This window comes from Streptomyces niphimycinicus (assembly GCF_018883605.1).
Lineage (GTDB): Bacteria > Actinomycetota > Actinomycetes > Streptomycetales > Streptomycetaceae > Streptomyces > Streptomyces niphimycinicus.
The window spans coordinates 24,115-34,913 of the sequence record NZ_JAHLEM010000214.1 but is presented as its reverse complement, the minus strand read 5'-3'; the positions used below and the strand labels follow the sequence as shown (position 1 = coordinate 34,913).

Genomic DNA, 10,799 nt, shown 5'->3' with positions numbered 1-10,799 from the left:
GATCACCTGCCGATGATCCCGCCACCTGCCACAACGCCCGTTGCTGACCGGCAGGAACGGCCGCAGCCGTTCCCACTCCGCATCGCTCAGATCACCCCGCCCCATGCCACATCAACGACCCAGACACGAGACAGTCACATGATCGGCCGGACAAGTCCTAGATCAGCCGGAACAATCAGGTGTTGGGGCTGAGCCCCAACGCCTCACCCTGCGTGAGCAGGCGGCTTACCTCCGCCTGCGCGGAGAGTACCCGCTGCGAGCGAGCGCCCGCGCCGACGCACGCTTCGACCGGCCGGCCTATAACGCGGCGCGTCGGGGCAGCCGGCTGATGTGCCGCCAGGTCCTGCACTGGCCGGACGAGACCCGCTCGGCCGAAGGACTCGCCCCCAGGGCTGTCGACATCTCGGACTCGGAGGTCGACGAAGCCATGGCGCTGATGGAGGCCATCAGCGGCACCGACATCAGCCAGTATCGCGACCAGTACCGCGAGGCGATGGAAGCTGTCATCGAGGCCAAGACCGCGGGCGTGGAGCCGCCCGAGATGGGGGCACCAGCCGAACCCAAGGGCAAGGTCGTCGATCTCATGTCCGCCCTGCAGGACAGCGTGCGCGCCGCCCGGAAGAGCCGCGGCGAGGACACCGGCGATGAGGCTGAAGTACACGAGATCAGCGGGCAGCGGGCGGCGCCGAAGAAGACGAGCGCGGGTGCGGGCGGGAAGGCGGCTGCGAAGAAGTCTCCGAGGAAGCGGCCGGCGTCGTAACCGAGTGCGGGCGGTGGCACTGCCTGGTCAGGGCCCGCCGTGACCACCTGTGCGCAGCGCAGTGGCAGCCGGCGCAGGAAGCGCGAGTTCGTTCGCGCTGCGCCGAGGCTCAGATGGTCTCCTCTCGTGAGACCCATCTGACCGGCTGTCACCTCTCCCCGCATCTCGGGGGAACCTCACACCAACCCGACGCACTTCAGCCGCTTGTTCCGGTCCGCCCATGGGATACCACCGCGGGACTACAGAAACCTGCCGCGCGCGGCGTGCGCGAATCGGCAACAACTCTGCGCGGAATGACAAGCATGGATGGCCTCATGCTCGGCATCGTTGGTGTGGCACACCAAGCAGCCCGCACCTCTATCCTCGCTCAAACCGCTGGGTCGGCGGGGCAGGAAGCATGGTGAGGAGCTGGCCAGACGAAACTGGGAGAAATGATGCAAATTCGCAATAAGGCCGCTACTGGTGTTGTGGTTGCGGCTCTCGCTACGGGCCTTTTTTCGGGCACGTCAGGGGTGGCTTCAGCGACATCGGCCGCTTCGGCCGCACAGTGCAGGAGCATGTCCACAATCGGCCTCTATTGCGGCTATTACGGAGGTAGCGCGTACACGGACTATGGCGACACGGGAAGTAAGGTCCGCGAGATTCAGGCACTGCTCACCTGGCACAACTTTTCCACGGCTGTCGACGGAATTTTCGGTGGGGGCACCCGAACGGCAGTGAAGGGATTCCAGAACTCCAAAGGTCTCCCGGCGGACGGCATCGTTGGCCCTCAGACATGGGAGGCGCTTCGCTGCCCGTGCTGAACGATGAGCACCCGCACCTGGGGGTCGAGCCCGTACTCCGGGAACTGAACATCCCCTCCTCCACCTACTACCGCTGGCGACGCGCCGAGAAGGTACCGTGCGCACGGCGCCGCCAGGACGCCGAACTGACGAGCAGGATCCGTCAGGTCCACGAGGAATCCGGCGGGATCTACGGCTCACCGCGCGTGCACGCCGTTCTCAGGCGTGAGGGCATCCACGTCGGCAGGAAACGAGTCGAACGGCTCATGCGCCAGGCTGGTCTGGCCGGGATCAGCCCCCGTGGAAGCAAGGGCTTCACCCGCCGTGACCTGGACGCCGATCTTGCTCCTGACCTGGTGCAACGCGACTTCACGGCGCCCGCGCCGAACCGATTGTGGGTCACCGACCTGACCATGGTCCCCACCAGGGAGGCCCCCCTGTGGCTGTCGGCCATCCGCGACGCGTTCTCCCGCAGGGTCGTGGCCTGGGAGACCTCCGCCCACGCGGACGCCGACCTGGTCCTGTCGTCGCTGGAATATGCCCTGGCCAGCCGCGAGGTCGCTCCCGGCGAACTCGTCCACCATGCCGACCACGGCACGCAATACACCTCCATCAAGTTCACGACACGCCTGGTCAGAGCAGGGATCCAGGCATCCATGGGCTCGGTCGGCGACTCGTTCGACAACGCCCTGGCGGAGAACCTGTGGATACTGGTCAAAACCGAGTGCATCCGCGGCCGCACCTTCGCCACCAGGGCCGAGGCGAACCTCGCTCTCTTCGAGTACCTCGACGGCTTCTACAACCCCCGCCGCATCCAGAAACGACTCGGCTACCTCAGCCCAATCGAGTTCGAGGAGAGGCACTACGCCGACCAGGCAGCGGCCGAACCAGTGAACCTGAAAGCACGTCAACCCGCCCTGACCAGCTAATCAGCCACACCCGTACAGCGGGGGAACCTCAAGGCAACCGCCCGCTCGGTTTGCAGCGACGGGGACTGGAAACGAAGCACACAGGCCACGCTCCCGACCCTGCTCAGAACCTCGAGAGCTTCGTACACGGCCCGCCAACGTCGCAGACCTGGAACCAGACATCCTTGAGGTCGTACATGTATTTGCCGCCAAGCTGCTGGCTGGCGCCGTTGTCGTTACCCCAGCGGTAAACGTCCTGAGCTCCATTGCTGTTGTTGTACACAATCCTTATGCCAGGGAAGGACCCGTCGTCCTTTACTTTGTCCCTGACTATCATGCTGTCGATCCAAATTTCGTATGTGTCCCATCCAGGTATGGCTTTGTACCGGTAGCCGTAGACACTGCCGCAGGACCTGGAAGTGCACCCGGTGTAGTCGGCGGCGACCGCGGGGGATGCGGCCAGGAGACTGAGTGCGGCGGCCGCAGGAACGGCGGTCTTCAGGATGCGCGAGATGTTCATGGGTCTCCTTGTGCGGGCTGGTTGGCATTTCTGCACTCAGGATGACCGGACCTGTCGCAGTCGGCCTTTTCATTCTGCGCAGGGTTGTTGCCGATTCGCGTACGCCTGAGGCGGCAGGTTCCTGTAGTCCCGCGGTGGGATCCCGTAGGTGGCTCGGAAGAGGCGGCTGAAATGTGTCGGGTTGGTGAAGCCCCAGCGTTCGGCGATGGCCTGGATGGGGCGGGCGTTCAGGCGGGGGTTGGCCAGGTCGAGGCGGCAGCGTTCCAGACGGCGGTGGCGTATCCAGGCGGCCGGCGATGTGTTGTCCTCGGCCAGCAGCTGCTGGAGATGGCGTAGGGAGATGTGGTGGGCGTCCGCGATCGTCTGGGGAGTCATGGCCGGGTCGGCGAGGTGCTGCTCGACGAACGTGTTGATCTGGGCTCGCAGGGCGCTCCGGCGGGTTTCCGGGCTCAAGGCACCCTCGGCTTCCAGGCAGCGGGCGATTGCGGACGCCAGGAGGTCCAAGGTGACCGAGGCGAGGGTGGCCATGTCGGCGGGGGTGAATTCGGCGGCGCGTGCGTTGAGATCGGTCAGCCAGCAGGCCAGAGTCCCACCCATGCCGTGGCGCCCGTCGATCGGGACGGTGAGCAGGCGCTGCACCGTCTTTTCCGGCAGCGGCATCAGCCCACGAGGAAACTGCACGGTCAGGTGTGACCAACTGCCCGGAACAGCGTGAACGTCTCCGAGGTAGGGGCGGCTGCTGTCCAGAATCACCAGGTCACCGACACCTAGCGTCATGTCACTCCCGGCCTGGGAGAGAACTCCCTCGTCGCGGAGAAAGTAGTTGATCAGGTAAGCCTCGGGGTCGGACTGCCGGATCAGCCTCACGGTCCGCGCGACCTCCAGATGCGAGAAGGACATGGTGGAGACCTGTAACTCCCCTAAATCCAGGACTCGCATCTTGGCACGGAAGTCGTCCTGATCGTTGCTGCGCAGTCGGTTGCGCATGTGCGAGCGCCCGGTGGTTTCGGCAAACAGTTCGAATCGCTCCGGTGCTGCAACGACCTCCGTGCTGAACTCCGTTACCAGCATTCCCAGCCCCCCCCCGTAGCCGGTTCCCCTGCGGCTTCGAACGTGGCATGGGGAGGTACGCGCGGTCCAGCAGCACTTCGGTCACATGTGCCGCCACGCACGTCATGGCAGCAACGAAGTCTCAAGATAAGGGTCGGTAGCGTTCCCTCATGCCGAACATCGTGCTCGACCGCCGCACACTCAACCGGGCTCTGCTGGACCGCCAGCTGTTGCTGGAACGCTCCGAGATGTCCGCTCTGGATGCGATCGAGCACCTGGTGGGCATGCAGTCGCAGGCGCCGGACGCGCCCTACGTCGGGCTCTGGACCCGGCTGAAGCGCTTCTCGTTCGCCGAGCTGGCGGGGCTGATGACCGAACGCCGCGCGGTGCGTCTCGTGCTGATGCGGGGAACGGTGCATCTGGTGAGCGCGTCGGACGCGCTGGCGCTACGGCCGGTGATGCAGCCGATGCTCGACCGCCAGTTCCGCAGCAGCACCTGGGCACCCGGAATGCGGAGCGTGGACCGGGAGGAGCTGGTGGCTGCCGGGCGGATGCTGGTGGGGGAGCGGGCACGGAATCCGGCGGAGCTGCGGGCAGCACTGGGCGAATGGTGGCCGGAGGCGGATCCCGGCTCACTGGTGAACGCACTGCGCAACTGGATACCCCTCGTGCAGATGCCGCCGCGCGGGGTATGGGGCAAGGGCGGGCAGCCGGTGTACGTGACCGTGGAGGAGTGGCTGGGGCGGGCGGTCCAAAGCCCCGACCCGGAGACCGTCGTCAGGCGGTATCTCGGCGCCTTCGGCCCGGCGGGCGTCGCCGACCTGCAGAAGTGGTCCGGTCTGACAGGGCTGCGCCAGGTCGTGGCCGGGCTGGGACTGCGGACGTACCGGGATGATCAGGGACGGGTGCTGTACGACCTGCCGGACGCGGGCCTGCCCGACCCGGATACCCCGGTGCCCGCGCGTTTCGTCGCCGACTTCGACAACCTGGTGCTGTCGCACGCCGACCGGTCCCGGATTCTCGGGGAGGTGGCTCCGGGCCGGGTGATGACGGCCAACGGGATCGTTCGCGGCACGGTCCTGGTCGACGGATTCGTCAGCGGTACGTGGAAGTTCGAGCGGCGGCGAGGTGAGGCGGCGGTCCTGGTCGAGCCGTTCGGGCGGCTCGGGATCGCTGACCGGGAGGCGCTGGAAGCGGAGGGCTCCCGGCTGCTGGCGGCCACCGATCCGCAGGCGCCGGCCCATGCCGTCCGCTTCACGGGTAGCTGAATTCGGCCCTTGACTCGCTGCATCCGTCAGGCTGCCGGAGCCAGAGAAGGCGCTCCCACACCGAACACCAGGGGCGTGGAATACGTCGAATGCCTGTCCCGCAGTCACAGGGCTCGTAGCGCGGTCATTGCATGCGCCGCGTGAGTGAGGTCGGCGGTATTCAGCGCCCGATGCGGTCGCGTCGGGCGGTGACCAGGCCACGCCATCGCCGGCGGGTGGACTCGTCTCCGTCGATCCACTGGGTCTGCGGGGCGTGGTCGGCGGGGAGAGGGAGGTCGGCCATGAAGTGGGCGATGTCGATGTAGTAGGCGTAGTCCCCGCTCTGGGTGAGGTCGCCCAGCCGGGCGATCGCGGCCTGGATCGCGGCCTCGTCGCCGCGGACGGCGTGGTGGAAGCATAGTCCGAGTTCGAGGGTGACGTGGGTGGTGGCGACGCCGGCGGTGTGGATGTCGGCTCGGAGGACGCTGGCGCGGTCTTCGACCGCGGGGCCGGGGGTTCCGGCGGATCGGATGAGGTCGGCGGTGTGGGTGGTGAGGGTGGTGGCGCGCAGGGTGAGTCCGGTGAGCAGATGCTCGGCGAGCTCCAGTTCGTCTTCGGCTTGGTCGGGGTCGGTGAAGGCCAGGACGAAGGCGCGTTGGGCTTGGGAGGTGGCGCGTTCGCCGGCGATGCCGTGTTGCTCGGCCTCGGTACGGCCCGCGGCGTATGCATCGGCAGCGCGGTTCATCTCGCACTGGGGCCACCACACATCGCCCATCACGCGGTGGTGGCGTCCTTCCCAGCCGAGAGTTCGGGCGGTGGCCAGGGCGGTGGGGAAGTCGCCGGCGAGGCGGGGAGTGTCTAATCAACGGCGGATCCGATGATCAAGGAGACGCCTGATGAGCGAGACCATCACCGAGCACGAGGCCATGGAGGAGCCGGTCGTCGAGTCGACCGCGGAGTCGGTGTCGGACGAGCAGTTGATCGCGATGCTGGTCGACCGTGCACGTTCCGAAGGGCTGCAGTTGACCGGGCAGGGCGGGCTGCTGCAGCAGCTGACGAAGCGGGTGCTGGAGTCCGCCCTGGAGGGCGAGATCACTGATCACGTCGGCTACGACAAGCACGACGTGACGGGCAGGAACAGCGGCAACAGCCGTAACGGCACCCGTTCGAAGACCGTGCTGACCGATGTCGGCCCGGTCGAGGTGAAGGTGCCCCGCGACACCGCCGGCACCTTCGAGCCGCAGATCGTGAAGAAGCGGCAGCGACGGCTGACCGGCGTGGACGAGATGGTGCTCTCGCTGTCCGCGAAGGGGCTGACGCACGGGGAGATATCGGCTCATCTGGCCGAGGTGTACGGCGCCGAGGTGTCCAAGCAGACCATCACCACGATCACGGACAAGGTGATGGAGGGCATGGCCGACTGGCAGTCGCGTCCGCTCGATCGCGTCTACCCGGTGGTCTTCGTGGACGCCATCAACGTGAAGATCCGTGACGGTCAGGTCGCCAACCGGCCCATCTACCTTGCTATGGCCGTCACCGTCGAGGGCACCCGCGACATCCTCGGCATCTGGGCCGGCGACGGCGGCGAGGGCGCCAAGCACTGGCTCCAGGTCTTCACCGAGCTCCGCAACCGTGGTGTCGAGGACGTCCTGATGCTCGTCTGTGACGGCTTGAAGGGCCTGCCCGACGCGGTTGAGACGGTCTGGCCTCGCACGATTGTTCAGACGTGCATCGTTCACTTGATCCGCAACAGCATCCGCTACGTCGCCCGGCAGGACTGGGACAAAGTTGCACGGGATCTCAAGCCCGTCTACACCGCGCCGAGCGAGGCCGCCGCGACCGAGCGGTTCCTGGAATTCTCCGAGAAGTGGGGCACCAAGTATCCGGCCGTGACCAAGCTGTGGTCCGACTGGGCCGAGATGGTGCCATTCCTGTCCTTCGACGTCGAGATCCGCAAGGTGATCTGCAGCACGAACGCGATTGAGAGCGTGAACGCCCGCATCCGCAAGGCCGTCCGGGCCCGCGGCCATTTCCCATCGGAGATCGCCGCGTTGAAGTGCGTCTACATGGCCCTGATGAGCCTGGACCCGACCGGGAAGGGCCGACGTCGCTGGACGATGCGCTGGAAGGCACCGTTGAACGCATTCCAGATCGCCTTCGAAGGCCGACTCACCCCTACCAGCAACTGACCCTCAACAACCAAGATCAGCCGTTGATTGGACAGACCCGGTCCGCGCCCGCGTCGAGCACGTCTTCGCCCGCATGAAGACCTGGAAGATCCTCCGCGACTGCCGCCTCAAAGGCGACGGTGTTCACCACGCCATGCTCGGCATCGCCCGGATGCACAACCTCGCCCTCGCCGGGTAGGTCAGCGGGCCGCACCGCGGTCGCCAAGCCCGAGGCCATTCGGAGATCATTTACGGGACAGCCCTTAGCTGGCGTATTAGCGGTGGATTCACTCGTACGGACCACAGGGTGCACGTGCAGATGCAATGATTCTGGCCTCGGGCGCCGACCTTGAGTGGTGGGACCAGCGGGGTTTACGACTCACCCCAAACGGCCCTGTGCGTACAGAAGTTGCACCTTGCCGCCACCAGCAGCATGCCACCGGCACCGCAGCCGGACCTGCCAAATCCCGGAAGCCGCAGATGATGGCTGACTGCCGAGGCTCCAGTGATGCTCAAGAGAGGGTCCACTCGGCGGCGACCGGCGACCGGCGGCCTCAGGGCGACTTCCTCTCCGCAGATGATGCGAGAGGTGGAGGGGGAGTCCGAAGAAGGCGGAACGCCGCCGGCGATGGCTGCTTCGCGGGCGTACCCGGCGCTGAGCCGTCATCAGCCTCAACCGTAAGCCGAGGGATCGGTCCAGCAGAGCACCTCGTCAGGGCCTTGTTCGTACAGGAAACTCTCCGGAACGAAGGGAGCGCTGGACTCCTGGCGGGGCGCGAGGGTTGCGGAGTCTACGGACGACAGCCGGTGCGGAGGGTGAGAGGGAGCGGGGGAGCGGTGAAGGGATTCGCTGATGACGGCCCCATGTACGGTGGAGGCCGCGCAGTCGCGACAGGTGTCGGCCAGCCGCCACAGGCCTCCGCTGTCGTTGTGGGTGAGGAGCAGGACCAGGGGGCCGCCGCAGCCTCGGTGCCGGGGATGCCAGCGGCAGGCGTATTCGCCGCACTGGCAGGTCCGCAAGTGGTGTGCGAGAGCTTCGTCGCGTGCGTGCTGGGCCAGGTGAGTCACCGCGCGAGCGTGGATACCCGGAGGCCCGGTGCCGACGGGAACCGGGCCGCAGTGGCCGCACAGCAGGTCCCGCCCCCAGGAGTGGGTGCGGATCTCCACTGTCCAGGTGCGCCGCCCCGGGCGCCTGGTCGTGCCGGATCCCATTCGCCGTCATCCTCCGTGCGTGCTTCGTGTCGCCAGCTCTGCTCCGCACCCCGTTTCCGGCATGGAGTGGGCGGGCTGGCGGCCGCACACGCTAGTGAAGACGTCTGCCCTGGGTGTTCGGCGGACACTCGCCGAAATGGGGCAGGCCTCTACACTGACGGGGCAGGGGTCTGCGCCGTGCGATGGACCGGTGACGATCTTCCCGCCCGACCCCAACCTTCACGAGCTCCGCCTCGAGCTCTCCCGGCTGCGGGCCGCACGCGGATGGACCTACGACGAACTCGCCGCCCGCACCGGCCTGTCCCGCCGCACCCTCATCGAGATCGAACAGGGCCGCACCGTCGGCACCCTTGCCACCTGGCACGCCCTCGCCCACGCTCTCGGTGCCCCCGACCGCCTCCTGGGCACCCTCTGCACGGGGCACGAACCACCCGCCCCGCCCGCGACCTGACCCGGTCGTTCGAACACGGTCCCGCCTCAGACCCGCTGGGCCCGGCCGGCACGACCACCCGAACCAGTGGCGCCCCTCCGAACGGCAGGCCGTAATGCGAACGTGGGTGCGGTGTGTTGGGGCTATGTTGCGGCCAGGCGGGGGACATCGGCGGCAGCGCTGCGCTTAATACGGCGTGTCGCCTGCCAGGTTGCCGCACATGCACGCCACCAACCCCTCTGCTGGCGACCGAGCCTGGGACGGCAGCTACAAACACCGCCGCCCCCCACGGTTCCTGCGCGTAGTCCCGGACAGCCCCACCCGCCTCCTGCGTACCGCCCAGCAAAGCCAATGCTCCGACTGCGGCAACCACATCGAGTGGTACGACCGCACCTCCGGCCACAACCCCATCCCCCTCCACCCCCACGAACTCCCAGCCACCGCCGTACCCCCACACCAGCGCTGGCACGTCGACACCGGCATCGCCCACCCATCCGGCGACGGCTCACCCTGGTGCCGCGTACGCCACCGTGCCCTATGCCCCGCCACCCCAGCCGAACCCACCAGCAGCTGCACCATGGACGCCCTGCGGCGCAGCCTGGCCCTCACCTCACGCCGCCTGCAAGACACCGGCCACTTCACACCACTCCCACCCTCGTGCGCTGACCCGCCAACACCGGACACGGCAGCACCGGACGCCCGGCCGGTCGTGCAATTCCTCTGCCTGCGCTACCTCGCCCCCGGCCCCCTCGAACAGATCCCCTGCGTAGCCCAAACCCGCGCACGCAACCGCTGCCCACTCCCCGTCCTCGACCTCGATGCCCTCCCCGGCATCTGGATCCTCGCCCCCCTCCACCCCGACCACGACCCCGGCCACCTCCCGCTCAACGAACTGTGGCTGGCCCTCTATGACCTGACCCACCTGCCCTACAGCGAGCAACTGCGCTGGCGCGCCCAGCGCTGCACCGCCCACACCACCGCTCCGGACGCCGCCGACATCGCCCGCACCACCTGGGAACCCTTCAACCCTCGCACCCACCACCAGCACATCCGGCACCACCTGCCCGCCCCACCACACCCCGCCCGCCAAGGCCGCGGATGACGGATTCCCACTCCCGCGTGCTGATCTGCGGCAGCCGCCGCTGGCCCTGGCCCGACACCATCACCACCCTCCTGGACCGCGCGGCGGGCCGTCACGGCAACGACCTCGTGGTCATCGAAGGCGCTGGCACCGGCGCCGCGAGCGCCGCCCACCACTGGTGCACCCTCCACGATCTGCCTGCCTGGCGCCACCGCTGCCACCCCCTCGCCCCAGCCCCCGGCCGTCGCACCCGCACCCGCTGCTGGAGCGAAGCCGAACGCAACCAGCGCATACTCCACGACGAAGGCCCCCGCCTGGTCATCGCCTTCCACGAGAACTTCCACCCCGCCCACCCCGGTAGCACCAACGACATGTGCCGCCGTGCCCTCACTCTCGGTGTCCCCGTCTGGCTCGTGCCCACCGCCGACCCCGACAAAGGCCTGTGGCTGCACCTCAGCCACTACACCGGGCCACCCCCTCCCGCCCTCAGACCCGACCAGACCGAGCCCACCGCCGTTCCCCCCGCCCTCCCCGGCGCCAACTCGGCTCGTACCCACGTTCAATCGTGTCCCGCACCGACGTCCTCCTGACCCCGACCACCCTCCGACGCTGCGCCGACACACCTCGAGAAAGGAAGAAGC

11 protein-coding genes and 2 pseudogenes are annotated in these 10,799 nt (G+C 67.6%); 10 read left to right on the top strand and 3 right to left on the bottom strand.

Translation table 11 applies throughout. The features are described 5' to 3' along the window. Positions 1-427: 427 nt before the first annotated feature. The 3 genes from KN815_RS19975 to KN815_RS19965 all read left to right on the top strand — a co-directional run bounded on the left by KN815_RS19975 (position 428) and on the right by KN815_RS19965 (position 2,471). Entirely contained in the window at positions 428-760 is a 333-nt protein-coding gene (locus KN815_RS19975) for a Ku family protein (protein ID WP_253209104.1), read from the top strand. Positions 761-1,191: 431 nt separating this feature from the next. Continuing rightward, positions 1,192-1,563 carry a peptidoglycan-binding domain-containing protein gene (locus KN815_RS19970; protein WP_216343303.1) on the top strand — a complete coding sequence of 124 codons (372 nt, stop codon included), beginning with the start codon at positions 1,192-1,194 and terminating at the stop codon, positions 1,561-1,563. Then, entirely contained in the window at positions 1,557-2,471 is a 915-nt protein-coding gene (locus tag KN815_RS19965) for an IS3 family transposase (protein ID WP_216343302.1), read from the top strand. Before KN815_RS19970 ends, KN815_RS19965 begins: the two co-directional genes overlap by 7 nt. Before the next feature lie 103 nt (positions 2,472-2,574). Here the strand turns inward: KN815_RS19965 and KN815_RS19960 are convergent, their stop codons facing one another. Together KN815_RS19960 and KN815_RS19955 are read right to left on the bottom strand one after the other, a co-directional pair. Then, positions 2,575-2,970 carry a hypothetical protein gene (locus KN815_RS19960; protein WP_216343301.1) on the bottom strand — a complete coding sequence of 132 codons (396 nt, stop codon included), beginning with the start codon at positions 2,968-2,970 and terminating at the stop codon, positions 2,575-2,577. Between the two features lie 69 nt (positions 2,971-3,039). Then, complete coding sequence (locus KN815_RS19955; RefSeq protein ID WP_216343300.1) at positions 3,040-4,041, bottom strand: AraC-like ligand-binding domain-containing protein; 1,002 nt, start codon at positions 4,039-4,041, stop codon at positions 3,040-3,042. Positions 4,042-4,190: 149 nt separating this feature from the next. Between KN815_RS19955 and KN815_RS19950 the strand changes: the two genes are divergently transcribed. After that, positions 4,191-5,288, top strand: a complete 1,098-nt coding sequence (locus tag KN815_RS19950; RefSeq protein WP_216343299.1) for a winged helix DNA-binding domain-containing protein — start codon at positions 4,191-4,193, stop codon at positions 5,286-5,288. A gap of 160 nt (positions 5,289-5,448) precedes the next feature. On the opposite strand, the gene KN815_RS19945 is transcribed toward KN815_RS19950, so the two are convergent. Next, positions 5,449-6,042 (bottom strand): hypothetical protein, encoded by a 594-nt coding sequence (locus tag KN815_RS19945; protein WP_216343298.1) that lies wholly within the window; start codon positions 6,040-6,042, stop codon positions 5,449-5,451. A 151-nt stretch (positions 6,043-6,193) separates the two neighbouring features. Here KN815_RS19945 and KN815_RS19940 point away from each other — a divergent pair, with 151 nt between their 5' ends. The 6 genes and pseudogenes from KN815_RS19940 to KN815_RS19920 all read left to right on the top strand — a co-directional run bounded on the left by KN815_RS19940 (position 6,194) and on the right by KN815_RS19920 (position 10,748). Further along, a complete protein-coding gene (locus KN815_RS19940) occupies positions 6,194-7,456 on the top strand; it encodes an IS256 family transposase (protein WP_443732329.1) in 1,263 nt (420 codons plus the stop codon). Positions 7,457-7,496: 40 nt separating this feature from the next. Beyond that, positions 7,497-7,634, top strand: a pseudogene (locus tag KN815_RS19935) (transposase); the annotation flags it as partial. 1,203 nt (positions 7,635-8,837) lie between these two features. Then, positions 8,838-9,098 carry a helix-turn-helix transcriptional regulator gene (locus KN815_RS19930; protein ID WP_216343296.1) on the top strand — a complete coding sequence of 87 codons (261 nt, stop codon included), beginning with the start codon at positions 8,838-8,840 and terminating at the stop codon, positions 9,096-9,098. Positions 9,099-9,297: 199 nt separating this feature from the next. After that, positions 9,298-9,693: pseudogene (locus KN815_RS50545) on the top strand (DUF6083 domain-containing protein); the annotation flags it as partial. A 93-nt stretch (positions 9,694-9,786) separates the two neighbouring features. Then, positions 9,787-10,179 carry a hypothetical protein gene (locus KN815_RS50540; RefSeq protein WP_253209105.1) on the top strand — a complete coding sequence of 131 codons (393 nt, stop codon included), beginning with the start codon at positions 9,787-9,789 and terminating at the stop codon, positions 10,177-10,179. Next, positions 10,176-10,748: a hypothetical protein gene (locus tag KN815_RS19920; RefSeq protein ID WP_216343294.1), complete on the top strand. Its 573-nt coding sequence runs from the start codon at positions 10,176-10,178 to the stop codon at positions 10,746-10,748. The genes KN815_RS50540 and KN815_RS19920 overlap by 4 nt, the downstream gene beginning before the upstream one ends. Positions 10,749-10,799: the final 51 nt, after the last annotated feature.

What these genes read in the sequence shown, in the direction of transcription:
- KN815_RS19950 (WP_216343299.1), top strand. Translation starts at nt 4,191, where the DNA reads ATGCCGAACATCGTGCTCGACCGCCGCACACTCAACCGGGCTCTGCTG.
- KN815_RS19940 (WP_443732329.1), top strand. Translation starts at nt 6,194, where the DNA reads ATGGAGGAGCCGGTCGTCGAGTCGACCGCGGAGTCGGTGTCGGACGAG.
- KN815_RS19970 (WP_216343303.1), top strand. Translation starts at nt 1,192, where the DNA reads ATGATGCAAATTCGCAATAAGGCCGCTACTGGTGTTGTGGTTGCGGCT.
- KN815_RS19945 (WP_216343298.1), bottom strand. Translation starts at nt 6,042, where the DNA reads ATGGGCGATGTGTGGTGGCCCCAGTGCGAGATGAACCGCGCTGCCGAT.
- KN815_RS19975 (WP_253209104.1), top strand. Translation starts at nt 428, where the DNA reads ATGGCGCTGATGGAGGCCATCAGCGGCACCGACATCAGCCAGTATCGC.
- KN815_RS19955 (WP_216343300.1), bottom strand. Translation starts at nt 4,041, where the DNA reads ATGCTGGTAACGGAGTTCAGCACGGAGGTCGTTGCAGCACCGGAGCGA.
- KN815_RS19920 (WP_216343294.1), top strand. Translation starts at nt 10,176, where the DNA reads ATGACGGATTCCCACTCCCGCGTGCTGATCTGCGGCAGCCGCCGCTGG.
- KN815_RS19960 (WP_216343301.1), bottom strand. Translation starts at nt 2,970, where the DNA reads ATGAACATCTCGCGCATCCTGAAGACCGCCGTTCCTGCGGCCGCCGCA.